This is a genomic window from Microbulbifer sp. S227A, from assembly GCF_049800935.1.
In genome coordinates this window covers 1-24,603 of the sequence record NZ_JBNAFZ010000025.1, presented here as the reverse complement: position 1 = coordinate 24,603, position 24,603 = coordinate 1, and the positions used below count along the sequence as shown (strand labels likewise).

At 59.1% G+C, this 24,603-nt stretch carries 24 protein-coding genes; 12 read left to right on the top strand and 12 right to left on the bottom strand.

The annotated features are described in order from the left end of the window. Window positions 1–166 precede the first annotated feature (166 nt). Window positions 167–550 (top strand): RidA family protein, encoded by a 384-nt coding sequence (locus ACP15R_RS25885; RefSeq protein ID WP_222248175.1) that lies wholly within the window; start codon window positions 167–169, stop codon window positions 548–550. Window positions 551–596: 46 nt separating this feature from the next. Here ACP15R_RS25885 and ACP15R_RS25880 read toward each other — a convergent pair whose 3' ends face one another. Together ACP15R_RS25880 and ACP15R_RS25875 are read right to left on the bottom strand one after the other, a co-directional pair. Further along, the gene (locus ACP15R_RS25880) at window positions 597–1,475 is read right to left on the bottom strand and encodes an NAD-dependent epimerase/dehydratase family protein (protein WP_224868122.1); all 879 of its coding nucleotides are present in this window, start codon (window positions 1,473–1,475) and stop codon (window positions 597–599) included. Between the two features lie 205 nt (window positions 1,476–1,680). Next, the gene (locus ACP15R_RS25875) at window positions 1,681–1,935 is read right to left on the bottom strand and encodes a GlsB/YeaQ/YmgE family stress response membrane protein (RefSeq protein ID WP_010132108.1); all 255 of its coding nucleotides are present in this window, start codon (window positions 1,933–1,935) and stop codon (window positions 1,681–1,683) included. A gap of 233 nt (window positions 1,936–2,168) precedes the next feature. Here ACP15R_RS25875 and ACP15R_RS25870 point away from each other — a divergent pair, with 233 nt between their 5' ends. The 4 genes from ACP15R_RS25870 to ACP15R_RS25855 all read left to right on the top strand — a co-directional run bounded on the left by ACP15R_RS25870 (window position 2,169) and on the right by ACP15R_RS25855 (window position 7,132). After that, entirely contained in the window at window positions 2,169–3,092 is a 924-nt protein-coding gene (locus ACP15R_RS25870) for a hydrogen peroxide-inducible genes activator (protein WP_222230994.1), read from the top strand. Next, a complete protein-coding gene (gene recG, locus ACP15R_RS25865; RefSeq protein WP_424988752.1) occupies window positions 3,089–5,194 on the top strand; it encodes an ATP-dependent DNA helicase RecG in 2,106 nt (701 codons plus the stop codon). The genes ACP15R_RS25870 and recG overlap by 4 nt, the downstream gene beginning before the upstream one ends. 282 nt (window positions 5,195–5,476) lie before the next feature. Next, window positions 5,477–6,187 (top strand): hypothetical protein, encoded by a 711-nt coding sequence (locus tag ACP15R_RS25860; RefSeq protein ID WP_224868126.1) that lies wholly within the window; start codon window positions 5,477–5,479, stop codon window positions 6,185–6,187. 255 nt (window positions 6,188–6,442) lie between these two features. After that, window positions 6,443–7,132 (top strand): hypothetical protein, encoded by a 690-nt coding sequence (locus tag ACP15R_RS25855; protein WP_224868128.1) that lies wholly within the window; start codon window positions 6,443–6,445, stop codon window positions 7,130–7,132. A 110-nt stretch (window positions 7,133–7,242) separates the two neighbouring features. Here the strand turns inward: ACP15R_RS25855 and ACP15R_RS25850 are convergent, their stop codons facing one another. Next, window positions 7,243–8,553, bottom strand: coding sequence for a dicarboxylate/amino acid:cation symporter (locus tag ACP15R_RS25850; RefSeq protein WP_224868130.1), 1,311 nt, complete (start codon window positions 8,551–8,553; stop codon window positions 7,243–7,245). A gap of 227 nt (window positions 8,554–8,780) precedes the next feature. Between ACP15R_RS25850 and ACP15R_RS25845 the strand changes: the two genes are divergently transcribed. The 4 genes from ACP15R_RS25845 to phoR all read left to right on the top strand — a co-directional run bounded on the left by ACP15R_RS25845 (window position 8,781) and on the right by phoR (window position 12,600). After that, a complete protein-coding gene (locus tag ACP15R_RS25845; RefSeq protein ID WP_224868132.1) occupies window positions 8,781–9,356 on the top strand; it encodes a chorismate--pyruvate lyase family protein in 576 nt (191 codons plus the stop codon). A gap of 44 nt (window positions 9,357–9,400) precedes the next feature. After that, window positions 9,401–10,288: a 4-hydroxybenzoate octaprenyltransferase gene (gene ubiA, locus ACP15R_RS25840; RefSeq protein WP_224868135.1), complete on the top strand. Its 888-nt coding sequence runs from the start codon at window positions 9,401–9,403 to the stop codon at window positions 10,286–10,288. Window positions 10,289–10,489: 201 nt separating this feature from the next. Beyond that, window positions 10,490–11,194, top strand: coding sequence for a phosphate regulon transcriptional regulator PhoB (phoB, locus tag ACP15R_RS25835; protein ID WP_224868676.1), 705 nt, complete (start codon window positions 10,490–10,492; stop codon window positions 11,192–11,194). A gap of 86 nt (window positions 11,195–11,280) precedes the next feature. Next, complete coding sequence (gene phoR, locus ACP15R_RS25830; protein WP_224868137.1) at window positions 11,281–12,600, top strand: phosphate regulon sensor histidine kinase PhoR; 1,320 nt, start codon at window positions 11,281–11,283, stop codon at window positions 12,598–12,600. A gap of 81 nt (window positions 12,601–12,681) precedes the next feature. Here the strand turns inward: phoR and ACP15R_RS25825 are convergent, their stop codons facing one another. The 3 genes from ACP15R_RS25825 to ACP15R_RS25815 form a co-directional block, all read right to left on the bottom strand. Then, window positions 12,682–13,047, bottom strand: a complete 366-nt coding sequence (locus ACP15R_RS25825; RefSeq protein WP_224868139.1) for a hypothetical protein — start codon at window positions 13,045–13,047, stop codon at window positions 12,682–12,684. 37 nt (window positions 13,048–13,084) lie between these two features. After that, entirely contained in the window at window positions 13,085–13,864 is a 780-nt protein-coding gene (gene yaaA, locus ACP15R_RS25820) for a peroxide stress protein YaaA (RefSeq protein ID WP_424988751.1), read from the bottom strand. A 91-nt stretch (window positions 13,865–13,955) separates the two neighbouring features. Further along, a complete protein-coding gene (locus tag ACP15R_RS25815) occupies window positions 13,956–14,447 on the bottom strand; it encodes a DUF4265 domain-containing protein (RefSeq protein ID WP_224868143.1) in 492 nt (163 codons plus the stop codon). A gap of 66 nt (window positions 14,448–14,513) precedes the next feature. On the opposite strand from ACP15R_RS25815, the gene ACP15R_RS25810 reads away from it, so the two are divergent. Continuing rightward, the gene (locus ACP15R_RS25810; protein WP_424988750.1) at window positions 14,514–15,806 is read left to right on the top strand and encodes a M48 family metalloprotease; all 1,293 of its coding nucleotides are present in this window, start codon (window positions 14,514–14,516) and stop codon (window positions 15,804–15,806) included. A gap of 76 nt (window positions 15,807–15,882) precedes the next feature. Here the strand turns inward: ACP15R_RS25810 and ACP15R_RS25805 are convergent, their stop codons facing one another. From ACP15R_RS25805 to ACP15R_RS25780, 6 genes are all read right to left on the bottom strand, one after another. Beyond that, entirely contained in the window at window positions 15,883–16,683 is an 801-nt protein-coding gene (locus ACP15R_RS25805) for a putative porin (RefSeq protein WP_224868146.1), read from the bottom strand. Between the two features lie 273 nt (window positions 16,684–16,956). Continuing rightward, window positions 16,957–17,652, bottom strand: coding sequence for a phosphate signaling complex protein PhoU (gene phoU, locus ACP15R_RS25800; protein WP_222230957.1), 696 nt, complete (start codon window positions 17,650–17,652; stop codon window positions 16,957–16,959). A gap of 25 nt (window positions 17,653–17,677) precedes the next feature. Then, window positions 17,678–18,418, bottom strand: a complete 741-nt coding sequence (pstB, locus tag ACP15R_RS25795) for a phosphate ABC transporter ATP-binding protein PstB (protein ID WP_224868678.1) — start codon at window positions 18,416–18,418, stop codon at window positions 17,678–17,680. Between the two features lie 219 nt (window positions 18,419–18,637). Next, window positions 18,638–19,939: a phosphate ABC transporter permease PstA gene (gene pstA / locus ACP15R_RS25790; RefSeq protein ID WP_224868147.1), complete on the bottom strand. Its 1,302-nt coding sequence runs from the start codon at window positions 19,937–19,939 to the stop codon at window positions 18,638–18,640. Continuing rightward, window positions 19,932–21,311, bottom strand: a complete 1,380-nt coding sequence (gene pstC / locus ACP15R_RS25785; protein ID WP_224868148.1) for a phosphate ABC transporter permease subunit PstC — start codon at window positions 21,309–21,311, stop codon at window positions 19,932–19,934. The genes pstA and pstC overlap by 8 nt, the downstream gene beginning before the upstream one ends. 159 nt (window positions 21,312–21,470) lie before the next feature. Continuing rightward, window positions 21,471–22,538 carry a PstS family phosphate ABC transporter substrate-binding protein gene (locus ACP15R_RS25780; RefSeq protein WP_224868149.1) on the bottom strand — a complete coding sequence of 356 codons (1,068 nt, stop codon included), beginning with the start codon at window positions 22,536–22,538 and terminating at the stop codon, window positions 21,471–21,473. A gap of 236 nt (window positions 22,539–22,774) precedes the next feature. On the opposite strand from ACP15R_RS25780, the gene ACP15R_RS25775 reads away from it, so the two are divergent. Then, window positions 22,775–23,404: a TRAP transporter small permease subunit gene (locus tag ACP15R_RS25775; RefSeq protein WP_224868150.1), complete on the top strand. Its 630-nt coding sequence runs from the start codon at window positions 22,775–22,777 to the stop codon at window positions 23,402–23,404. Then, a partial coding sequence (locus ACP15R_RS25770) for a TRAP transporter large permease (protein WP_424988749.1) occupies window positions 23,401–24,603 on the top strand: 1,203 nt, incomplete at its 3' end. The genes ACP15R_RS25775 and ACP15R_RS25770, both read left to right, overlap by 4 nt.

Sequence of the window (24,603 nt, the reverse complement as noted above, 5' to 3'; positions counted from 1 at the left end):
TGGGGAATTCGCGGGGGTTTTGCGTGAATTTTCTCAGTTTGTGGATAAGTTCCGCATATCGCAATCTGGTCCTTTGCGCCGCTCCCCAAGGCTACAAAACCGCGCTATATTCTCCCGCTTCCTTTTTTCAGTAAGTAGGCCCCAACAGGGTCAGGAGAGGTCATCCATGCCCAATCGCGCCGTGATAAAAACCGATAAGGCACCGGCAGCAATCGGCAGCTATTCCCAAGCGGTCAAGGTCAACAACACTATCTACCTGTCCGGTCAGATTCCGCTGGTTCCGGAAACCATGGAACTGGTGTCCGACGATTTCCGCGAGCAGGCGGTGCAGGTATTTAAAAACCTGCAGGCGGTGTGCGAAGCCGCAAACGGTACTCTGGACGATCTGGTAAAGCTGAATCTGTACCTCACTGACCTGAGCAATTTCGCTACCGTCAATGAAGTGATGCAGGAGATGTTTACCAAGCCATTCCCGGCGCGTGCGGCGGTGGGTGTGAGTGAACTGCCCAAGGGTGCGCAGTTCGAGGCGGAAGGGGTTCTGGTGATCTAAGCGATTGCCGCGCGCCGCTCGGCAATGGGCGGCGCGAACTTGTGATTCAGTCGTTTTCCAGCAGGGTGCGGTAGCCGGCGCGGTAATCCGGATACAGCATGTCATAGCCGCTATCCAGCATGCGTTTGTTGCTCAGCTTCTTGGAGCGACGCTCGCTGGTGGCCACTTCTTCGCGCAGATGCGCGCTGGTATAACCCATCGACTTTGCTAGCCAGCTCTGCAATTCGTACATGGGAACCGGGGTGCAGTCCGCACCGATATACAGCTTCTCCAGCGGCATATCTTTTTTCTGGCCCTCGATCAGGTGCGCGAGAAAGCCGACGGCATCGTCCACGTGAATGCGGTTGCTGAACTGGGGCGGTGATGGCGGTGCGCAGCGACCGGCCCGCACTTGCGAAAGCAGTCGATCGCGGCCGGGCCCATAAATACCCGCAAAGCGCACCACGCAGGTTTCCACCACACTTTGCTGGGCAATTTTTTCCGCAGCCAACAGAGCTTCGCCCTGGAAGCTACTCGGCATCGGCTGGGAGCGCTCATCCAACCACTGGTCACCACTCTGGCCGTACACACGGGTGGAAGAAATCCACAGCAACAGACGCGGGGGTTTTTCCATATCCGCAAGGGACTGGCGCAGACAGGTGGCCGTTTCGACATAGGCGCGCTGGTAGGCTTGGGGAGTGCTGGCACCGGGAGTGAAAGTGGCGATAACAATATCGGCACCCTGACTCAGGTGACGATGAATATCTTCTGTCTTGGTGGCGTCGCCGCGACGCCAGTTGACGACGTCCGCGCGGCGTTTGCGTGCCAGTGCCTGTAGCGGATTGCGCCGCACACCAAACACGTCGTACGCCTTGCGATCCAACTTCAGAGCGAGGCGTGTCCCCAGATCGCCGCAACCGAAGATCCAGACTTTTTCCTTTGCCATAACCGCTTGCTTTTTCCCCTGGGCACCGAACGCCGGTCCCAATATTGCTCGGTCCACACACTGGTGGGCGCGATTAAAATTATACGTCGAACTGCAATGGACTTTCAGTCAGATTGGCTATTTATAGCCTGTTTCACTGACGAAGTCTGTGAACGGGGCCCGTCGTTTTTCCAGGGCCCCGTACGAATAGACGAACAAAACTTCGTCAACCGCGGGATTTCACCATTCGATAGATAAACAGCAGGATAACTGCACCCACTACCGCAGTGATGATGCTTCCGAGCGATAGGCCGCCGGTAGTGCCCAGGCCAACAAAGCTACCGACCCAGCCACCGATAAACGCACCGACGATACCAATGACCATGGTGACAATCCAACCACCGGGATCCGGCCCGGGCATGATCCACTTGGCCAGCGCGCCGGCAATGAGACCCAAAATAATCCAAGACAAGATTCCCATAGCGATCCTCCGCTTGATGTAATTTGAACGCTTGCCTTCCATGTATAGTAAAAAAAGCGCCACATCGCCCGTTCGGTGCGCAAGTTAATAGCAAATCTTACTATTCATAAACCTGACTAATAGCATTTTTTTCTAGATTGTGACATTTACACAATGGCCCGGCGGTTTTTCTGGCCGCCGGGGGGGGTTTATGAATAAACTCTATCGCCTGGATTTATCTGATTGCGTTTGCCATGACACTGAACGAGCTCCGATACATCGTTACCCTGGCCCAGGAACAGCACTTTGGCCGCGCGGCAGAGCGCTGCTTCGTCAGCCAGCCCACCCTGTCCATTGCCGTAAAGAAGCTGGAAAAAGAACTTGGGGTCGCCCTGTTCGAGCGCTCGAAGACACGGGTGCAGGCCACACCACTAGGGGAGCGTATCGTCGCGCAGGCGCAACTGGTACTGGAGCAATCCGCGGCCATCAAGGATATAGCCAGCGCCGGTAAGGACCAGCTCAGCAGCCCCCTGTCGGTGGGCGCGATTTTCACCATCGGTCCCTACCTGTTCCCGCACTTTATTCCCCAGCTGCAGCAACTGGCGCCGCAGATGCCGTTGTATGTAGAGGAGGGCTATACCTCGACCCTGCGCGGTCGCCTGCGCAAGGGTGAGCTGGATGCGGTAATTATCGCGCTGCCATTTACCGAGCCGGACGTGGTTACCCAGCCGCTCTACGACGAACCGTTTGTGGTACTGATGCCCTCGGACCACCCGCTGGCAAAATACGAGGCGCTGACCCCGGAACAACTGTGCGAAGACAACGTGCTGTTACTGGGTGAAGGCCACTGCTTCCGTGATCAGGTGCTGGAAGCCTGTCCACAGTTACAGCAGTCCATCGAAAAAGAAGCCGGCAGCGGGCATATCCGCACCGCCGCTGACGGCAGCTCCCTGGAAACCCTGCGCCATATGGTGGCCTCGCGCCTGGGCATCACCGTGTTGCCGCTGTCTGCCGCCGCCGCCTCGCAATACGCCACCGGGGTGCTGGTGACCCGTCCGTTTGTTGCCCCCGCACCGCAGCGCACCGTGGCGCTGGCATGGCGCGCCAGCTTTCCCCGCCACCGCGCCATCGATATGCTGCGCGATGCGATCAACCAGTGCCAGCTGCAGAGTCCGTGAACCAGCCGCCGAATCCTCCGCAACAACCCCTGGCAGAAATTCCCGTCACCGCGCTCAAGGGTGTCGGTGCCAAACTCGCGGAAACCCTCGCCAAACTGCACATCAGCTCCCTGCAGGACCTGCTGTTCCACCTGCCTGCGCGCTACCAGGACCGCACTCGAGTTGTACCGCTGGCGGGCCTGCGCCCAGGCATGGACGCAGTCATCGAAGGTGAAGTGCGCGCAGCGGACGTCATTTTCGGGCGCCGCCGCAGCCTCGCAGTGCGCATTCAGGACACCACCGGCAGCGTCACCCTGCGCTTTTTCCACTTCACCGCGGCACAAAAAAACCGCCTGGCGGCGGGCACGCGCGTGCGCTGCTACGGCGAGGCGCGCCGCGGCAGTGCCGGCATCGAGCTGTATCACCCGGAAACCGAGGTACTCGGCGAAACCACTTCACCCAACGCGGAAACCCTGACCCCGGTTTATCCACTGACCGAAGGGCTGGGGCAGGGGCGCCTGCGCGCACTGATCGGGCAGGGTCTGGACTGGTTGGCCCAGGGCAACGTCAGCGAACTGTTGCCGGCCCAGCTGTTGCCGCAGGAAATGCAGCTGCCACTGGCGGGGGCACTGATGTACCTGCACCAGCCACCGGCGGATGCCGACCTCGCGCAATTGGCCGAAGGGCAGCACCCGGCACAGCAGCGGCTGGCGCTGGAGGAGCTGCTGGCCCACCACCTGAGCCTGCTGGAACTGCGCCGCAACGGTGCCCAGGTTGCCGCACCGCCGCTGGCGCTCAATGCCGCGCTGGAGCGGGATTTTCTCGCACGCCTGCCCTTTTCCCCCACCAATGCACAACAGCGGGTGGGTAAGGAAATCGCCGACGACCTCGCCACTGCCACCCCCATGATGCGCCTGCTACAGGGCGATGTGGGCGCCGGCAAAACGCTCGTCGCGGCGCGCGCGGCACTGCAGGCGATCGGCGCCGGCCACCAGTGTGTGGTGATGGCGCCCACGGAAATCCTCTCCGAGCAGCACCGTATCAACTTCAGCGGCTGGCTGGAGCCGCTGGGTATTACCGTGGGCTGGCTCACCGGCAGCATGAAGGCCGCGGAAAGGCGCGCGCAACTGGCCGCGATCGAACATGGCGATGCCCAGTTGATCGTCGGCACCCATGCCCTGTTTCAGGAAGGTGTGGAGTTCCATCGTTTGGCACTGGTGATCATCGACGAACAGCACCGCTTCGGTGTACGCCAGCGCCTGCAGTTGCGCGAGAAGGGCGCGGTCGAGGGCGAGACCCGTACCCAGCCCCACCAGCTGATCATGACCGCCACGCCGATTCCCCGCACCCTGGCCATGTCCGCGTTTGCCGACCTGGACTGCTCGGTAATCGACGAGCTGCCCCCCGGACGGCAGCCAATCAATACCGTGGCCATTTCCGATGAGCGCCGCTTTGATGTGATGGAGCGCGTACAGGGCGCCGTGCGCGAGGGCCGTCAGGCCTACTGGGTATGCACGCTGATTGAAGAATCCGAAACTCTGCAGGCCCAGGCCGCGGAGTCCACTGCCGAGGAACTGACGGACACCCTGGATGGCGTGCGCGTGGCGCTGGTGCACGGACGCATGAAGCCGGAAGCCAAGGAGCTGGTGATGAAGGCATTCAAGGCCGGTGAAGTGGATTTGCTGGTGGCGACCACGGTGATCGAAGTGGGCGTGGATGTGCCCAATGCCAGCCTGATGATTATCGAAAACCCCGAGCGCCTGGGGCTCGCGCAGCTGCATCAGTTGCGGGGCCGGGTGGGGCGGGGCAGTATCGCCAGTCACTGCGTGCTGATGTACTCCAGCCCGCTGTCCGCCAACGGCCGCGCACGGCTGCAGGCTCTGCGTAGTCACTCGGATGGCTTCGCCATTGCCGAGGAAGATCTGCGCTTGCGCGGCCCGGGGGAGATCCTCGGCACCCGCCAGACCGGCGAAATCCAGCACCGTATTGCCGACCTGCAACGGGATGCCCACCTGTTGCCGCAGGTGCAGAGAATTGCCGCGGCCCCGCAGTTAAGTAAAGAAGCCCGCAGCGCACTGGTACGGCGCTGGCTGCACAACAAGCCGCGTTTTGCCGAGGCCTGATACCCCGGTCCCGACGCCTGCCCATCCGCACCAATTGGCGCCTATTTTTGCCAAACATCCCACAGTTTTTTCTAGCTGCCGTTATTGCCAAAACCAATTAGTCACTTCGGGTCACTAATATTTTTGCACTCGCTCACATGTGGTGGCAGCCTCATCAATAAGAGGGTTTAGCGGCACTCAGCAGCGCCCCCTCCATCACATAAGAGTTCGCGGGCACTGCACCCGCGGCGCCCACATTTGCATAGCGAACGCCTGAAAGAATCGGGTGCAGGAGTCAGCTGAATGAGTCAGCGCAAAATATTTAACAGCGCAGCCTTAACCCAGCCCCGCGATAATGTAAAACGTCTGGCCCGCCTCGGGATACTGCTGTGCACAAGCTTATTTGGGGTCTTGGTACATGCGCAGGAGCCGTCGGCACTGCACCTCACTCTCGCCAAGATTGAAGTCGCCGCAGAGGTACCCACTCCGCTGCAGGGTAACGATTTCGAAAGCCTGCTGGCACAAGCCACCAACGGTGGCGGGGTTTCCGCAGCCAAGGAATCTGCCAGCCGCGCGTTCAGCGATTATCTGCGCACACGCCTGGACAGCGCCCTGCGTGAATTCTTTGCCGACGAGGAGATTCCACTGCGCAGCGATAATCACTCGCTGATCCTGTTTAACTTTGTGGATATTTCCGTGGTCAAGCAGCTGAGTGGCCTCAAAACCAAGGGCGACATCGAAATAGAGCGCGGTAACCTCAGCGCCAGTGGCGACTACCTGCTGCGCCTGCAGGCACCGGGTGAGCGGGTGCTGAGAGAAAAACGTTTGGATATCGCCAACTTGCGGCTCAAAGGCAAGTATCAAATCAAGACATCCCTGTACGGCGACGAAAACGAAGACGACACCAGTGAACAGCTGCAGCGCATGGCGGACCAGCTGGTGAAACGCATCCTCGACCGCATCGAAGACGACCTCGAAGCGGACGCACTGCTCGAGATTACCGGGCGCAATTAAGTTTCTTGCACCGCCTCCCGGGGCGGCGCAGCCGCTCCTTCTCCCTCCCGGCGCCTATCCGATTTATTGCACTTTCGCTACGACCCACCTCACAAACCACGAAGAATGTGACGCACAGGTCACGAAATATTTTTGCGTTTACCCGCAATAAGTGGCAGCTTGGTACAGACGTCCAACTTAACTAGAGCGAAACCAATCGCCACGACGTGCATAAAAAACACCATCCCCGTATAAAAATAAAACAGGGAGCGATGTATGAGAAACCAAGGAATCCGCCGGCTGCTGGCCGCGGGCCTGTGCAGCCTTGCGCTATCCACAATCAACGTCGGCCAAGCGATCGCCCAGGAAAGCTTCTGGGGCGGCAGCGACCACATCCCCAGCCTCGTCATTACCCCCGGCAAAATCGACATCGACGTGCCCATGCCCGTATCCGGGGATATGCAGTTGATGTTGGCAATGGCCGGCAATGGCGGCGGGCTCGCCGAGCTCAAGCAAAAGGCGGTGCGCAGCTACACCCAACATATCCACAGCGAGTTTGCCCGGGTGTTATACGAATACCTGGAAGATGAGGAAGTGCCGCTGGTGAAGGAAAACGGTCTCCTGAACCTGGAAAACAATATCCAGATCAAAGTGATCAAACACCTGAGCAGTATGAAGCCCGGGAAGGATTACGACACCGAAAAAGGGAACGTCGCACTGAGCGGCGAGTTCCGCTATACACTCGCCGGGCGCAATGGCAGCACACTGCGCGAACAACGTATCGATATTGGCAAACTGAAAATTACGGAAAAATATCGGGTGCGCACTTACCTCGACGGCCGCGACGCTGAAGACAATACCCAGGAAGCCATTGAAGACGCCCTCAGCGAAATGGTTGAAGAGCTGGTGGAGCGTATGGAGGACCACCTCGAAGCAGATGCGCTGCGCGATTTAGTCTCCACTTGATCGCCGGCACGGCACTAAAAAGGGCGAGGCGCCTATGCGCCTCGCCCTTTTTTATTGGTTCAATTGAGCCCAGATATCTCTTGGCTCAGACAGCTTTTCGCTCCGATACTTCAGGCAATCGTTGAGCGACCATCCCTGTGATCCACAACGCTGTTGTAGTTCTCATCATTGAAGGTGCTGACATCCAGAGCGCCTTCGCTTTTCGCCACCACGGTACTCACCACCGCATCCCCGGTAATATTTACCGCGGTGCGCACCATATCCAGCAGGCGATCCACACCCATCACGATCGCAATACCTTCGACCGGCAGACCAACCTGGCCGAGCACCATCGCCAGCATGATCAGGCCTACACCCGGCACACCGGCGGTGCCAACCGACGCGAGCGTTGCGGTCAGAATTACCGTCAGGTATCCCATCAGGCCGATCTCAATGCCATAGAGCTGGGAAATAAATACCGTGGCCACGCCCTGCATAATCGCGGTGCCGTCCATGTTGATGGTTGCACCCAGCGGCACGGTGAACGAGGCCACCTTGTTATCTACACCCAGGCGCTTCTCCACGGTCTGCAGAGTGACCGGGATGGTCGCTGCGGAGGAAGCGGTACTGAAAGCAAAGGCCATTGCCGGGCGCATTTTTTTCAGCAGTTGCACCGGGTTCAAACCTGACAGCAGTTTCAGCAGCAGCGGGTACACCCCAAGCGCATGCACCATCAGTGCCAGCAGCACCACGCTGAAATATTTCGCCAGGGTGGGAATGGCATCCAGACCCAGCAGCGCAATCTTGTTCGCCAGCAGGGCAAACACACCGTAAGGCGCAAACGCCATCAGCACGCTCACCATGCGCAAAATGACATCGTTTAGGTCATTGAAGAAAGCCGCTACCCGCTGTCCCGGCTTGCCACTGCGGGAAATCGCATAACCCAGCAACAGGGCAAACACGATGATCTGCAACATATTGCCTTCGGCCATCGCCTGCACCGGGTTGGTGGGGAAGATATTGACCAGTACATCCGACAGCGGCGGGGACTGTTTTGCCTCAAACTGCGCGTCTCCCGCCAGGTGGGCCATGCCTGCGCCCGGTTGAATGACCAGTGCCAGCATCAATGCCAGGGAGATCGCCACGGCCGTGGTCACCATGTACAGCGCCAGCGTCTTGCCCGCCAGCACGCCAACGCGGCTACCTTCTGACAGGGCACAGGCCCCGCAAATCAGGGAGACCAGTACCAGCGGCACCACCATCAGTTTCAGCGAGGCGATGAAGATACGACCGACGATGTCGAACAGGCCATTGGTGAGGTAGTTATTGATAAAGGAGGTGACCGCCTCACCCAGAACCTGGCTGGAATTGAGTACGTTGAACAGCAGGCCGAGTCCGATACCCGCGATCATGGCCAGTACGATTTTTTTGGTAAGCCCCATGGTCCTTCCCGTTTATGCGCACCTTGCAGTGGCAATTCATTATTTTGTGCATTGTAGATAATGGCATCGGCACAGGCGCAGCGCCCGTACCGCCAGCATCCGGCAACGGCCAGCGAATGCGCCACTATATCGGCCTCACCCCCTGTGGGCAAAGCGCGTTCCCCTGGTGGCGCGCTCGGGTACAATGCGGTTTGAACTAACCATCACAAGCTTGTGCGGAGTCAGCGTTGTACCACTCCCCCTTCGAGGCCATCGGCGATTGGCACCCTCAACCTCTGGAAAGCCTGCACGGCCAGACACCGCCGGAGCAGTTGCTGCCCTGGCTGCTGCACCCGGGTTCGCTGACCGCCGCCCTCAAGCATCTGGGCGAGGGCGCCTTCCGCGTGCAGATACTCAATCAGGGCTGGCAGACACCCCGGCCCGAGGAGCGCCGCGCGCTCAACCTGAAAGACCGCAGCCGCGCGCTGGTGCGCGAGGTACTGCTGTATGGCAACAGTGAACAGCCCTGGGTCTACGCCCGCAGCGTGCTGCCCGAGCGCACCCTTACCGGCAAATCCCGCTATCTGCGCGGCCTCGACAACCGCCCCCTCGGCGAACTGCTGTTCAGCCAGCCAGACATTCGCCGCGGGCCCATTGTGCTCAACCGGCTCGCGCGCAATCCGCACTGCCAGCAACCAGAGCTGACCGACAGTGCACCCCGCGCCTGGGGGCGCCGCTCCACCTTCTGGCTGCAGGATAAACCCCTGCTGGTTGCAGAGACCTTCCTGAGCGGTTTCAATCCCCATACACCGCCGCTGGCATAAGCGCACAAGCACCTCAACGTACAGAGCGAACACGGGAAGCCACCATGCAAGCTATCAGCCACCAGATTCAGCAGCGTTGGCCCGCAGTCCTGCCATATTGGCAGCTGACGCGCATGGACAGACCGATCGGCGCACTCTTGTTACTGTGGCCCACCTGGTGTGCGCTGTGGATCGCCGCCGAGGGCTGGCCGGGCCTGCACCTGCTTGTGGTGTTTACCCTGGGCGTCATCCTCACCCGCGCGGCCGGTTGTGCCATAAATGACTTTGCCGACCGCAATATCGATGGACACGTTGAGCGTACCAAGCAGCGCCCGCTCGCCACCGGTGCCGCCACCCCCAGGGGCGCACTGATGCTATTCGCCGGCTTGATGCTGGTCGCATTTTTGCTGGTGCTGACCACCAACCGCCCCACCATTCTGCTGTCCCTGCCGGCGCTGGCGCTGGCCTTCTGTTACCCCTTCGCCAAACGCTATACGCATCTGCCGCAGGTGGTACTGGGGGCTGCGTTCAGTATGGGTATTCCAATGGCATTTGCGGCAGTGACCGGGGAGGTGCCAGCGGTCGCTTGGCTGCTGTTTACCGCCAACCTGCTGTGGACCGTGGCCTACGACACCTTTTACGCCATGGTGGACCGGGATGACGACCTGCAAATCGGTGTCAAATCCACCGCCATCCTGTTCGGCGAGCTGGACAAGGCGATGACCGCCAGCCTGCAGGGTATGGTTGTTGTGGCGCTGCTGATGCTGGGTGGGCGTGCGGAATTGGGGCCACTTTACTACTGCGGCCTGGGGATCGTGACCGGGCTGTTTGCCTATCAGCAATGGTTGATCCGTGACCGGCAACGAGAGGCATGCTTCAAGGCGTTTTTGAACAACAACTTCGTGGGAATGGCGCTTTTCTGCGGGATATTTTCCCACTATATCGCATGGTAGCCAGTCACTGTGACCCGAAATTCTACCCGCCTGAATACCTGTCATATATTTGTCACCAAAGTGACGTTAAATGGCCACTCTACAATGGTCAGTTGAGGCTGGCGCTACAGTCGACGAGGCAGGACGCCGGAAAGCGCCGCAGCGGAGGTTGTGAGGCACCCGCCTAGGCGACAGCAAACTCAGTTAGGGTATGGCAGGCAGATGCACAGCAAGACGATCCTTATAGTCGACGACGAAGCCCCGGTACGCGATATGTTGCGCGTGGCGCTGGAGATGGCGGATTACCGCTGCCTGGAAGCGGAGAACGCGCAGGAAGCGCACGCGCTGGTCATCGACGAAAAACCCGACCTTATTCTCCTGGACTGGATGCTGCCGGATGTCTCCGGTGTGGAACTGGCCCGGCGCCTGAAGCGCGACGAGCTCACCGCGTCGCTACCCATCGTCATGCTGACGGCGAAAGGTGAGGAAGACCACAAGATCAAGGGGCTGGAGACGGGCGCCGACGACTATATCACCAAACCGTTTTCCCCCCGCGAGCTGGTTGCACGGCTCAAAGCGGTACTGCGCCGCGCCGGCCCCAGCGCTCCGGAAGAACCGCTCACCGCCGGGGGGCTGGTGCTCGATCCGGTCAGCCACCGGGTCACCATCAACGGTAACCCGGTGGAAATGGGACCGACAGAATTCCGTCTGCTCACCTTTTTCCTCAGTCATCAGGAACGCGCCTACACCCGAACCCAACTGCTCGACCATGTGTGGGGCGGCAACGTGTATGTGGAGGAGCGCACCGTCGACGTACACATTCGGCGCCTGCGCAAGGCGTTGACCGTGGATGGGCATGAACGCTACATTCAGACCGTGCGTGGGACCGGTTATCGCTTTTCGGTCCAGACCGCCGAGAGGGTATAATTCCGCCCATCGAACTTTATCAGTGGGCCCGCTCTGTACCGCCGAATCGCACTTCGACGCGCCCCCAACAAGATGGCCAAAACCTCATGCTCGATCGCAGTATTGGCGAGTTGTCGCGTTTTATCATCATAGCCCTGGGCACCACCATCTTCGGTTTTTCAACCGGACACTGGTGGCTGGCGCTGTGCTCTGGCCTCACTGTTTATCTCATCTGGCTGTTGTGGCAGCAAAATCGCTTCGACCATTGGCTGTCCAACGGCCGCCGTGGCCCGGCCCCCACGAATTTTGGGGTATGGGGCGATATCACCGACGACTTCTATCGGCTACAGCGTCGCCACCGCAAGGAAAAACAAAAGCTGCACGCCATGCTGCGCCGGGTGCAGGACAGCACCAGCGCCTTGCGCGAGGGTATCGTGGCGCTGGAAGATGACGGCAACCTGGCCTGGTGGAACCCCGTCGCCGGCCAAATGCTGCGCCTGCAGGGCGACGACAGCGGCCAGCCGATCATCAACTTTGTGCGCGATCCGCGCTTTGTCGAGCACATGCACGAGCGCATGCGCGGTGCCCATCAGGGCGACCTGCAACCGATTACCCTGCCGGCGCCCGGGGACGACGCGCGTATTCTGCAAATGGAAGTCACCCGCTTCGGTCTGGACGAAGCGCTGGTGATCGTGCGCGATATCACCCGCCTGCATAACCTGGAGCAAATGCGCCGCGACTTTGTCGCCAACGTATCCCACGAACTGCGCACCCCACTCACGGTGATTGCCGGTTACCTGGAGACGCTTCAGGAAAGCGGGCAGGCGCCGCGGAACTGGGAAAAGCCACTGGGGCAAATGAGCGAGCAGACGGTGCGTATGACCAGCCTGGTCAACGACCTGCTGTTGCTCGCCCGCTTGGAGACCTCCGAGCGCGACAGCGGGCGCGATCGTATCGCGGTACACGGACTGATGGAGCGCGTGGCCGATGAAGCCCGCTCACTGAGCGGTGGGCGACACCAGATTTCCGTGGTGTGCGACGAGGACGGCACCATTACCGGCGACGCCGGTGAGCTGCACAGTGCCTTTGCCAACCTGGCATTTAACGCGGTCAAGTACAGCCCGGACGGCGGCCCCATCGAGCTGCGCTGGAGAATGGACGCCAGCGGCGGCCACTTTGCGGTGAAGGATTCGGGTATCGGTATCGATCCGCTGCATATCCCGCGCCTTACCGAGCGTTTCTACCGGGTGGATGCAGGCCGCTCCCGCGAAAGTGGTGGTACTGGCCTCGGCCTCGCCATCGTCAAGCACGTACTGCTGCGCCACAGTGCCAATTTGAGCATCAGCAGTGTACCGGGCCGCGGCAGTACCTTTACCCTGAACTTCCCCCGCGAGAAACTGACCCAGGCCAGTGCCGCCACCAGCTGATTCCACCCAGTCCGGATATTGCAGATACAAAAAAGCCCCTTACGGGGCTTTTTTATGCTGTCTCTGGCGGGAGCCCGAAACTTATCCTTCCAGTTCTTTCAGCGTACGCGCTTCGCCCGCTGCGGAATACTCAACCGACGCGTCGCCCGATACCGGCTCGGCGGTACGCTTCTGCACGGTGATGTGCACCAGCTTGCGCGCGCTGTCGCGGATCAGCAGGTGCTCGCGGCCTTCATCGTCCACCGGCAGGTTGCGTTCGCCGATCAAGGCATCGCGCAGGGCGCGCAGTTGCGGTGTATCGCGGTAGCGATCGAGGTCCTTGGAATACTTGAGCTTCATGCGCTCGGATTCGTGCAGTGCAGCGGCGGTCTCGCGGTACTTGGCAAAGAAAAACACCGCGGCAATGGCGGCGGCGATGGTGACGGCAATTTCAAACCATGGGGGCATAAGTGCGCTCCTGTGTTCTGCTCAGGGGTTTTGTAGTTCAGGCTGGCTGTTCGTCGCGCAGGAAGACCCAGTCATTGCCCTTGGAGTGTTCTTCACTGAAATAATAACCGGCCACATCAAAATCTTGCAGCTGCTCGGCCTGCTTCACGCGGTTGTCGATAGCCCAGCGGCTCATCATGCCCCGCGCTTTTTTCGCGAAGAAACTGATCATCTTGTACTGACCGTTTTTCCAGTCCTTGAAGTGCGGCGTCACCACATCGGCCTGCAGGTTTTTCACCTGCACCGACTTGAAGTACTCGTTAGACGCCAGGTTCACCAGCTGCTTGCTTTTGTGTTCGGCAAGCTGGCTATTCAGGGCTGCGGTAATTTTGTCATCCCAGAATTCGTACAGGTTTTTGCCACCGCTGTTGGCAAACTTGGTGCCCATCTCCAGGCGGTAGGGTTGCATCAGGTCCAGTGGACGCAGCAAGCCATACAGACCGGACAGCATGCGCAGATGCTTTTGCGCGAAATTAAAGTCGCGCTTGCCCATGGTTTCCGCTGCCAGCCCGGTATACACATCGCCCTTGAATGCGAGCAGGGCGGGGCGGGCATTGCTGTCGGTGAACGGGCGCTTCCAGCTATGGAAGCGGTCGTAATTGAGCACACCCAGCTTGTCGGACACCTTCATCAGGTTGGATATGTCCTGCGGGCTGAGCGCCTTCAGCTCCTTGATCAGCGCTGCGGACTCTTTAAGAAAATCCGGCTGGGTGGTGTCGAGTGCGGGTATCTCGCTCTCATAGTCGAGGGTTTTCGCGGGGGAGATAACAATCAACATACAGAAGGCTCTAGTTCAATATTCTAGTTTTTCGAGTCGCCTAAAGCGTAACGAGCGAGTGGCTGGAGGTGACCGCCGGAGCGCAGTAGCTTTATTCGGGCTTCAGGATATCCTGCCACCAATTCAGCGGCGTCTGCCCGTCGACCGGGTCGTACACGTTGCCGTAGTACCAGACGCTGTTGGCGCCGTCGCAGGCACTGTTGAGGATCTTCTCAATCTCATCGAAACCACAGCTCACGTGAATGCTGTACACCAACATACGCGGGGACTCGAGATCCAGTTCGCCACCGAGCTTTTCCAGTTGTGGGGTCAGCTGGTCGGAAAGCTTGGTGCTGTCACCGCGACAGAAGATACGCACGGCCAGGTTGCCGGAACGCTTTACCAGCTCGAAGCTCGGCTTCTCGGGATCTTCGCGGTTGACCTTGATGGTGTCACCGCTGGCGATACCTTTGATAAACGCCGGCGAGCGCACCAGCTGCACGCTGTCGTCCTCGTTTACCTTCACCTGCATGCGCTCGACCACCGGTTCACCATCCGGATTGGTCCCGGCAAACAATTCAATAATCTGCAGTGCGGTCGTCATAACCCTCTCTCCGGACTGTGTACAATAGTGTGCTATTCGCGAACCGCATTATACAGGGAGAGGATTATGTTTCCGCGCGCAATCTCAAACCGCCTTCTGACCATCGCAATTGCCAGCTCATTGTCCACAGGCCTGGTGGGCTGTGCGGTCAACCCGGTGACCGGCAAGAAGGAACTCTCGCTGATGTCCCAGGGACAGGAAGTGGCGCTGGGCGAGCAGCAGTACCCCAAGGCACAGCAGACCCAGGGCGGTGGATACCTGATCGATCCCGCTCTGCAGAGTTATGTGCGCAACGTCGGCCAGAAACTGGCGCGGGTATCGGATCAGCCCAACCTGCCTTATGAGTTCGTGGTGCTGAATAACTCCACCCCCAACGCCTGGGCACTGCCTGGCGGCAAAATCGCGATTAACCGCGGCCTGCTGGTACTGCTGGAAGATGAGGCGGAGCTGGCGGCGGTGCTGGGCCATGAGATTGTGCACGCGGCGGCGCGCCATTCCGCGGCGGCCATGTCTCAGCAGCAGATCCTTGGCGCGGGTATCGCCATTCTCGGTGCCACCACCCAGAACACCGGTTATGGCGACCTGATCTCCCTCGGCAGCCAGTTTGGCGGCTCTGCCTACATTGCCAAATACGGCCGTGACAACGAGCTGGAGTCCGATGCGTACGGCATGAAGTACATGGCGGCGGCCGGCTATGACCCGCAGGGCGCGGTGCGCCTGCAGAAGAAATTTGTCGAGCTGTCCAAGGGCCGTCAGTCCGGTGGGCTCGAGGCACTGTTCGCCAGCCACCCGCCGTCGCAGTCCCGTGTCGATGCGAATATCCAGCACGCGAAGAAGTTCCCCGCGGGCACCGTCAATCGCAGCCAGTACCAGCGCGCTATCGCGCAACTGAAGCGCGATGCGGATGCATACAAGAGCTACGACGACGCTTTAACCGCGGCAAAGAACAAGCAATACGACCAGGCGCTGACCCTCACGCGCCGGGCACAGCAACAACAGCCCAAGGAAGCGGCGTTCTACGCACTGGAAGGCGACCTGCTAGCGAAGAAGAAACAATACCAGCCGGCGCTGCGCTCGTATGAGACCGCGGTACAGAAAAACCCGACTCTGTTTTCCAACTGGCTGATGCGCGGCATGCTCAATGCTGAGCTTAAAAACTACACCGCTGCCGAGCGCGACCTGCAGCGTTCCACGCGCTATCTGGAAACGCCCCATGCCCACTATTATCTGGGGCAGGTGTATGAACAGCAGGGCAATACCAAAAACGCGCTGAACCACTACCAGACCGCCGCCAAGGGCGGGGGTGACATCGGCACTAAAGCACAGGCACGGGTACAGGCACTGAGCGGTCAGGGATAAGTTTCCCTGAACAGAAACAAAAAAAGCGGGCGAATTTCTTCGCCCGCTTTTTTATGCGCAATTTTCGCAGGGAAAATTACAGCTGCACGGTTACGCCGAGGCTGAATACATCCAGATCGTCGAAATCGCGGTTGGAGCCGTAAGCTACCTTGGCGGCAACATTGCGGTTGAAGAAGTGGGTCGCGTCGAAATAGTAGCTTTCGTCTTCCGCGTAGCCAGCACCGATAGAGGTGTTTTCATTGAAGTAAAACTCAATATCGCCACCCCAGAACACGTCGGAGTTGTCGGTATCGGTCAAGGACAGGCCTGCGGTCAGGTACTGGCCACCGGACAGCGCGGTGAAGTACTTGGAAGACACGCTGCGGTAGTCAAAGTCGTCGTCCACTTCAGCGGTAAAGCCGATGTAGTCGTTGCCGGTCAATTGATGGTTGTATTTACCACGGAACAGCAGAACGGTGCTTTCGTCCTCTGGCTTTACCGCTTCTACCTCGGCAAGCAAGTTCGGGGTAAACAGGAAACCCGCACCGACACTGTAATCGGTGGAGAAATCGTCATCCTGTAGTTCACCGAAGACTTTCCACTGGCCGGTGTAGTATTCACCACCAATGGTCAATGCATCACTGCTGCTGCCGTCTGCGTCGGAATAGGCAAAGCCGCCGTAAATATTGGAAACCGGCAGAATGTAGTTGAATTCCTTGCGCGGGCCCAGGGTTTCCAGTGCGCCGAAATAGTATTGGGACTGGAAACTTAGCGTATCGACGTCGACAGTGCCGAAGTCGGCAGAGGTATAGTCAACGTCGGTGAAAGAATTGTATTGCTCTGCGGAAGCGACCGCAGAAGCCAGCATCAATGGAAGTGCTGCAAACTTGAACTTCATAGAAGTATTCCCTGTTTAAGTTACATCTGTACTTGCGTACCCATCCGATTTGCACAAAAGCAAAGTCGGCGCGGATTCTATGCAAAGGAGAATATGGGTGCAATAAAAAGTAGAAATTGCGACACTCGTACCAAATACCAAGTTATTTTTAGTATGAAGATCAAGTTCGCGAGCGCAGTGTGACAGGGCGAGACTGAACGGATGCTGAATTAAAAAAGGCCGCGGAAGCGGCCTTTTTGGGTAGGTGCGATCTGCAAACTACTGCTTATTTTGTTAGCGCAGGTTTTGCTCGTTGCCGTGGCGAATATCCGCACCCTGCACCAGGTATACCACCTGCTCACAGATGTTCTTGGCGTGGTCGCCGATACGCTCGAGGGAGCGCAGGGTCCACAGCACATTCATCACCCGCGAGATGCTGCGCGGGTCCTCCATCATATAGGTCACCATTTCGCGCACGGCGCTGCGGTAATCCATATCCACCTGTTCGTCTTCGGCGAGGGTTTCCATTGCGGATTTCACGTCGAAACGAGTGTAGGCATCGAGGGCGTCGTTCAGCATCTTGCGCACGGCATTGGCGATATGCCGAATCTCGGTGTAACCGCGCGGGGCAGAGCCTTGGTCCGTAAGTGCGATGGCCATCTTGGCGATTTTGCTCGCCTCATCACCCACACGTTCCAGGTCGCGGGCGATGCGAATAACCGACATCACCATGCGCAGGTCGGAGGCGGCGGGCTGGCGCTTGGCAATGATCAGCGTCGCGTGCTCGTCCACTTCCATTTCACAGCGGTCGATATCCTCTTCCACCTTCAAAACTTTTTCCGCCAGCTCACTATCGGCATTGGCCAGCGCTTCTACGGCGTCGGCTACCTGGCGAGTTACAAGGCCGCCCATTTCCAGCATTTCCGTCTTGAGACTCTCAAGATCGTCGTTGAACTGGCGGGAGATGTGTTGATCGAAATGCATATCCATGGTGTTTTGTCCGCTTCCCTCAACCTTAGCCGAAACGGCCGGTAATGTACGCTTCGGTAAGATCGTGCTCAGGATTGGTGAACACGGTCTCGGTGTCATTGACCTCAACCAGCTTGCCCAGGTGGAAGTAGGCGGTGCGCTGGCTTACGCGCGCGGCCTGCTGCATGGAGTGGGTCACGATGGCGATGGTGTAGTTTTCACGCAGCTCATGAATCAGTTCTTCAATGCGCGCGGTGGCAATCGGGTCCAGTGCGGAGCAGGGCTCATCCATCAGGATCACTTCCGGGCTTACCGCGATGGCGCGGGCGATACACAGACGCTGCTGCTGACCACCGGAAAGGCCGGTACCCGGCTTGTCCAGGCGATCTTTGACTTCGTCCCACAGGCCGGCGCGACGCAGGCTGTTTTCTACGATCTCATCCAGTTCCGCGCGACGGCTGGCGATGCCGTGGATCTTGGGGCCGTAAGCAACGTTGTCGTAAATGGACTTGGGGAAGGGGTTCGGCTTCTGGAACACCATGCCCACGCGTGCACGCAGCGGCACCACATCGACCTTGGGGCCGTAGATGGCTTCGCCGTCCAAAGTCAGGTCGCCTTCGACACGACACCCTTCGATGGTGTCGTTCATGCGGTTCAGGCAGCGCAGGAAGGTGGATTTACCACAGCCGGAAGGACCGATCATGGCAACCACCTGGTTGCGACCGATATCCAGGCTGACATCGTGAATTGCCTGGGCCTCACCGTAAAACACGTTCACGTTGCGCATGCGCAGCTTGGCTTCATCACAGAAGGGGCTGCCGACGGTTTCGGCAATATCTTCCTGGGTTTTCACTGAGGTGGACTCCGTGGCCGGCTTATTGGGTAAGTCGGTGGCTGAATTGGTTTTGTCTTGCGCCGGTACTGCTGCGCCGGCGTTCAGGGTCATGCTTGTCATGGCTCACTCTCGATTCGCAATCTTAACATCCGAAGGTTACGCAGACGCGCGTTACCAGCGGCGCTCGAGTTTCTTGCGCAGCCACACTGCGCAGGTGTTCATGGTGATCAGGACTGCCAGCAGTACCATGATCGCGGCGGAGGTACGCTCAACAAAGGCGCGCTCCGGGCTGTCTGCCCACAGGAAAATCTGTACCGGCAGCACCGTGGACGGGTCGGTAATGCCGTGCGGCACGTCCACAATAAAGGCCACCATACCGATCATCAGCAGCGGCGCGGTTTCGCCCAGCGCCTGGGCCATACCGATGATGGCGCCGGTGAGCATGCCGGGCATCGCCAGTGGCAACACGTGGTGCAGTACTACCTGCATGCGCGAGGCGCCCATGCCCATGGCCGCTTCACGGATCGATGGCGGCACCGACTTCAGCGCGGCACGGCTGGAAATAATGATTGTCGGCAGGGTCATCAGCGTCAGTACCAGACCACCCACCAGCGGTGCCGAACGCGGCAGCTCGAAGAAGTTGATAAAGATCGCCAGGCCCAGCAGACCGAACACGATGGACGGAACCGCGGCGAGGTTGTTGATGTTCACCTCGATCAGGTCGGTCCAGCGATTCTTCGGCGCAAACTCTTCCAGATAAATGGCCGCAGCTACGCCAATGGGGAAGGACAGCGCCAGGGTGACCAGCAGGGTAAACAGCGAGCCCATCAAGGCCGCACGGATACCGGCCTGCTCGGGCTCACGGGAGTCACCATTGGTAAAGAAGGTCGTGTTGAAGCGCTTCTCCAGTTCGCCCGTCGCCAGCAGGGACTTGATCCACCCTGCCTTCTGCTCGGAGGTACGCCCCAGGAAACCCTCTTCGGACTTGGACAGGCTTTTTACATAGGTGTCCACGTCATCATCGGCGTTGAACCACAGGGTTTCCGTTTTACCCAGCAACTCCGGGTTTTGCTGCAGGCGCTCGCGCAATTCAAAGCCGGCACCATTGGACACCAGCGAGTAGAGCTCGCGCTTGTCGCGGCGGCCACTGACATCGGGGAAGCGCTCGCGCAGGGCGTTGCGAATCACCGCATCAAAGTTGGCCCACGCCAGGCTCTCGTCATCCACGGTATCGATGCCGAGGGTATCGGGGTCATAGGTAACCTTCAGCTCGATATCGGTTTGAACGAACGCACTGCTGCCCTTACTGATAATGTCGGTGAACAGCACTACGACCGCGAGTATGCCAAAGGCGATACTGGCGATACCAAAACCGCGGAAGATCTTTTCCTTGCGGTGACGGCTGGCAAGGCGCGACTCGATTCGCTCGCGCACTTCTTTCTGCGTCAAATTGGATTGAGTCAGATCAGTCATACTGTTCCCGGTATTTTTTCACTACGTGCAGGGCAATAAAGTTCAGAATCAGGGTGCTGATAAACAGCATCAGACCAAGTGCAAAGGCGGCGAGAGTCTTCGGACTGTCAAACTCCTGGTCACCCACCAACAGCGTCACAATTTGTACGGTAACCGTAGTGACCGACTCCAGTGGGTTTGCGGTGAGATTTGCGGCAAGGCCCGCGGCCATCACCACGATCATGGTTTCACCAATTGCGCGGGATACCGCCAGCAGTACACCACCGACGATGCCCGGCAGTGCGGCAGGGATCACCACCTTGCGCACGGTTTCTGACTTGGTGGAACCCAAGCCCAGCGCACCATCGCGCAGGGACTGGGGTACTGCATTGATCACGTCGTCCGACAGGGACGATACGAACGGAATAATCATTACCCCCATCACCAGACCAGCGGCCAGTGCACTTTCACTGGATGCCTGCAGCCCCATGGACTGGGCAAGGTCGCGGATAAACGGAGCTACGGTCAGCGCGGCGAAGAAGCCGTACACCACGGTGGGTACACCGGCGAGGATTTCCAGCAGCGGCTTGGCCACGGAACGCACTTTCTTGCCGGCGTATTCCGCCAGGTAAATGGCAGACATCAGACCCACCGGCACCGCCACAAACATGGCGATGGCGGAAACCAGCAGGGTACCGGTAAACAGGGGCACCGCGCCAAAGGCACCACTGGAGCCAACCTGGTCCGCACGCAGTGCCATCTGTGGGCTCCAGTGCAGGCCAAACAGGAATTCGGTCACCGGTACCGACTGGAAGAAACGCAGTGATTCGAACAGTACCGACAGCAGGATGCCCACGGTGGTAAAGATGGCCGCGCATGCGCATGCCAGCAGAATAATGCGCAGGACCTTTTCGACTTTTTCCCGCGCGCGCATTTCCGGGGAAATACGCAGGAATGCGTAGGCACCAAGACCGATCGACAGAATCAGGATCAAGGCGGTCTGCATCCAGCGACCACTCTCGCGCAAACTTGTGAGATGCGCGGCAGCATCCTGCAGTTGCGGGGTCACGTTGCCAACCAAGTTGCCCGCCGCCAGATTCTGGATCTGCGCGTACAGCAGATTTTGCCCGGCAATGGACTCCGGCTTATCGGCGATAGCGCCCATCACCATTGCGCGGATAATCGCATCGTCAAAAATGAGCCAGCAACCCAGAATAATCAGGGCGGGAAGACCACACCAGAGTGCGGTGTGCACGCCGTAGTAGCTCGGCAATGAAGCCAGGCTGCGGACACCACCACCACTACGGGCAGCGGCAATCGCGCGGCTAAAACCAGTGCCGTAGGCCACCAGTATCAGCAACAGCAGCAGGGCGAAGAGAGTAGGAGTCTGCATCGATTCGCTCGGTTATCTCTAGGTACAAAAAACGTCGGCCATTATCAACGGTGTATCCGCAATTGCATGGCGCGGTAAAAATTGCGGTGTATATATACGTAAAAAGCCAAGCCCTTGAAAGGGCTTGGCCGGTAAATCCATCTACCTTTTATTTAGCTGTTATTTAGCAGCCAGGTTGGTCAGAGCGTTCAGCTTGCGAACGTTGTTGGCAACCTTCTGACGCTCGGCGGTCGGCAGCGGGATCATACCCTTGTCTGCCAGGTAGCCTTCCTCGCCCCAGGCGCGATCGTTGGTGAACTCGGCCAGGAACTGCTTGATGCCCGGTACCACGTCAACGTGCGCTTTCTTCACGTAAACGAACAGCGGACGGGAAACCGGGTAGCTGTTGTCAGCGATAGATTCGAAAGTAGGCTCTTGGCCTTCGATCAGGGAACCCTGAACCTTGTCGGCGTTCTGATCCAGGAAGCTGAAGCCGAAGATGCCCAGTGCGTTCGGGTTGGCAGCCAGCTTATTCACGATCAGGTTATCGTTCTCGCCCGCTTCTACGTAGAAGCCGTCTTCACGTACGTTGTGACAAATGGCTTTGTAAGCGTTCTTGTCAGACTTCTTCTTGGCAGCGATCCAGTCAAACTTCTTACAACCACCTTCCATCGCCAGCTCGGCGAAAGCATCGCGGGTACCGGAAGTCGGGGGCGGACCCAGAACTTCGATCTTCGCAGCCGGCAGAGTCGGGTTTACGTCTTTCCAGGTTTTGTACGGGTTAGGTACCAGAGTCTCGGAACCGTCTGGGTTCGGCACGTCTTTGGCCAGGGCCAGGAAGATGTCCTTGCGGCTCAGCTCGAACGGCTTGGCAGTCTTGGCGTTGGCCAGCACGATGCCGTCGTAACCGATCTGAACTTCAACAACGTCAACACCATTGCCGTTACACATCTCCAGCTCGGACTGCTTGATGCGACGGGAAGCGCCGGTGACGTCGGCAGTGCTTTCGCCAACGCCCTGGCAGAACAGTTTCATGCCGCCGCCGGTACCAGTGGATTCAACAACCGGCGTCTTGAACTGAGTAGCGCGGCTGAAACGCTCGGCTACAACGGTGGTGAACGGGTAAACGGTTGAGGAACCGACGATGCTGATGTGGTCGCGCGCTGCCAGGGCCGCATTAGAGGCCGCAATGGTCAGGGCCGCCAGGGCCGAAGCCAGAACTTTTTTGCTCGCGGAACGGTTGTTCATGATATCTCCATAGGTGGTCGAATTATCTGCACGCGGAGCATGCTACTTCCAACTGGTGACGATTCTATGAATCAAACATTACAAACAAGTTACAGTCGCCCGGCCATTTTATGACCAGTGATGGCGTACAAGTCAGTTATGCCCAGTACCCACACCGCGCTGGCGCAATTTCTGGCCAAAAGGTAGGCTGTGCCCCACTGTTAACAGAACAATAAAGATGAATTGAGAGTGTTCACATGATGTTTCTGCTACGTGCCGCCGGTGCTTTGGACCGATTTGCCGGTAGCTGCGGGCGTGTTCTGGGCTGGTTCACCCTGGCGATGGTGGTCATTCAGAGCCTGGTGGTGGCGATGCGCTACGGCTTCGACGGCGGGTCTCTGGCCATGCAGGATGCGGTGGCTTATTTGCACGGCGCCGCATTGATGCTCGGCCTCGCCTACGCCCTGCAATCCGGCGCCCATGTGCGCGTGGATGTGGTGTACCGCCAGCTCTCGCCAAGAGGGAAAGCCTGGGTGGATGCGGTGGGCTGCCTGATCTTCCTGCTGCCACTATGTGCTTTTATCGGTTACGGCAGCCTGCAGTTTGCCGCCAGCAGCTGGGCCGTGCAGGAAACCAGTAATAGCGCGGACGGTCTCGGCGGAGTTTACCTGCTGAAGAGCCTGATCCCACTGGCCGCCGCCACCCTCGCACTGCAGGGGTTCAGCCAGCTGGCACGCGCGCTACACACGCTGATGCAGGCCGAGTCCAGCGATCACACCTCCCATACCGTGAGCAAACCAGCCGACACACCTGCGGCGCGGAAAACAGAACCAGAACAGCAACCGCGCCCGCTGGTGCGCGAGGCCACCGGGGAGGCCAGCGCATGATGGAACTCATTCCCCTGCTGATGTTTGTCGCCGTGTGTGCGGCACTGATTGCCGGTTATCCGGTGGCATTTACCCTGGGTGGTACCGCACTCCTTGCCGCCGGGCTGGGCATCGTCGGTGGCGTGTTCGATGCCGGCTTGCTGCGTGCCTTCCCCGACCGCCTGTACGGCATCATGCAGAACGGCACCCTGATGGCGGTGCCGCTGTTTGTGTTGATGGGTGTAATGTTGGAGCGGGCGCGGATCGCCGAGGATCTGCTGGTCAATCTCGCGCGGGTATTTTCCGGCATCCCTTCCGGCATGGCGGTGTCCGTAGTGGTGGTAGGCGCACTGCTGGCCGCAAGTACCGGTATCGTCGGCGCCACCGTGGTCACCATGGGCCTGATGTCCCTGCCCACCATGTTGAAGCGCGGCTATTCCCCCAGGCTGGCCACCGGCACCATCTGTGCCACTGGTACCCTCGGCCAGATTATCCCGCCGTCCATCGCGCTGGTGCTGTTGGGAGATACTCTGTCCAACGCCTACCAGCAAGCGCAGCTCTCCCAGGGTATCTTCAACCCGAAGCCAGTGAGTGTGGGCGACCTGTTTATGGGCGCGATTATCCCGGGACTGCTGCTGGTCGCTGCCTACATCCTGTATCTGCTGTTTATCGCACGGCGTGAACCCGCGGCAGCCCGCAGCGCCAGCGAAGAGGTGGACCTGCTGCAAACCCTGAAAAGCCTGTTCCCACCCATCGCGCTGATGCTGCTGGTGCTCGGCTCGATCATTACCGGCGCCGCCACCCCGACCGAGGCTGCGGCCGTGGGCGCACTGGGTGCCGGCATCCTGGCCTGGGGGCGCGGCGCCCTGAACTGGTCCCGCGCCGGCGAAGTGGGGCAGAGTACCCTGCAGGTCACCGCCATGGTGTTCGCAATCCTGATCGGCGCCTCGCTGTTCTCGCTGGTATTCCGAGGCTTTGGCGGAGAGGAAGTGGTTACTCACTTCTTCGAGAGCCTGCCCGGCGGCGTCGTGGGTGCGACCCTGCTGGTGATGCTGGTGATCTTCCTGCTCGGCTTTATCCTCGACTTTATCGAGATCACCTTTGTGGTGGTGCCCATTGTCGGCCCGGTGCTGCTGGCCATGGGGCTGGACCCGGTGTGGCTGGGTGTGATGATCGCCCTGAACCTGCAGACGTCCTTCCTCACCCCGCCGTTTGGCTTC

Bases quoted from the DNA above. Each gene is read 5' to 3' on its own strand.
- ubiA (WP_224868135.1), top strand. From the start codon at position 9,401: ATGCAAGCTATCAGCCACCAGATTCAGCAGCGTTGGCCCGCAGTCCTG.
- ACP15R_RS25780 (WP_224868149.1), bottom strand. From the start codon at position 22,538: ATGAACAACCGTTCCGCGAGCAAAAAAGTTCTGGCTTCGGCCCTGGCG.
- ACP15R_RS25885 (WP_222248175.1), top strand. From the start codon at position 167: ATGCCCAATCGCGCCGTGATAAAAACCGATAAGGCACCGGCAGCAATC.
- ACP15R_RS25810 (WP_424988750.1), top strand. From the start codon at position 14,514: ATGTTTCCGCGCGCAATCTCAAACCGCCTTCTGACCATCGCAATTGCC.
- ACP15R_RS25775 (WP_224868150.1), top strand. From the start codon at position 22,775: ATGATGTTTCTGCTACGTGCCGCCGGTGCTTTGGACCGATTTGCCGGT.
- ACP15R_RS25860 (WP_224868126.1), top strand. From the start codon at position 5,477: ATGAGTCAGCGCAAAATATTTAACAGCGCAGCCTTAACCCAGCCCCGC.
- ACP15R_RS25880 (WP_224868122.1), bottom strand. From the start codon at position 1,475: ATGGCAAAGGAAAAAGTCTGGATCTTCGGTTGCGGCGATCTGGGGACA.
- pstC (WP_224868148.1), bottom strand. From the start codon at position 21,311: ATGCAGACTCCTACTCTCTTCGCCCTGCTGCTGTTGCTGATACTGGTG.
- ACP15R_RS25815 (WP_224868143.1), bottom strand. From the start codon at position 14,447: ATGACGACCGCACTGCAGATTATTGAATTGTTTGCCGGGACCAATCCG.
- ACP15R_RS25805 (WP_224868146.1), bottom strand. From the start codon at position 16,683: ATGAAGTTCAAGTTTGCAGCACTTCCATTGATGCTGGCTTCTGCGGTC.
- phoR (WP_224868137.1), top strand. From the start codon at position 11,281: ATGCTCGATCGCAGTATTGGCGAGTTGTCGCGTTTTATCATCATAGCC.
- ACP15R_RS25825 (WP_224868139.1), bottom strand. From the start codon at position 13,047: ATGCCCCCATGGTTTGAAATTGCCGTCACCATCGCCGCCGCCATTGCC.
- phoB (WP_224868676.1), top strand. From the start codon at position 10,490: ATGCACAGCAAGACGATCCTTATAGTCGACGACGAAGCCCCGGTACGC.
- ACP15R_RS25855 (WP_224868128.1), top strand. From the start codon at position 6,443: ATGAGAAACCAAGGAATCCGCCGGCTGCTGGCCGCGGGCCTGTGCAGC.
- ACP15R_RS25870 (WP_222230994.1), top strand. From the start codon at position 2,169: ATGACACTGAACGAGCTCCGATACATCGTTACCCTGGCCCAGGAACAG.
- pstB (WP_224868678.1), bottom strand. From the start codon at position 18,418: ATGCGCAACGTGAACGTGTTTTACGGTGAGGCCCAGGCAATTCACGAT.
- pstA (WP_224868147.1), bottom strand. From the start codon at position 19,939: ATGACTGATCTGACTCAATCCAATTTGACGCAGAAAGAAGTGCGCGAG.
- ACP15R_RS25875 (WP_010132108.1), bottom strand. From the start codon at position 1,935: ATGGGAATCTTGTCTTGGATTATTTTGGGTCTCATTGCCGGCGCGCTG.
- phoU (WP_222230957.1), bottom strand. From the start codon at position 17,652: ATGGATATGCATTTCGATCAACACATCTCCCGCCAGTTCAACGACGAT.
- ACP15R_RS25850 (WP_224868130.1), bottom strand. From the start codon at position 8,553: ATGGGGCTTACCAAAAAAATCGTACTGGCCATGATCGCGGGTATCGGA.
- yaaA (WP_424988751.1), bottom strand. From the start codon at position 13,864: ATGTTGATTGTTATCTCCCCCGCGAAAACCCTCGACTATGAGAGCGAG.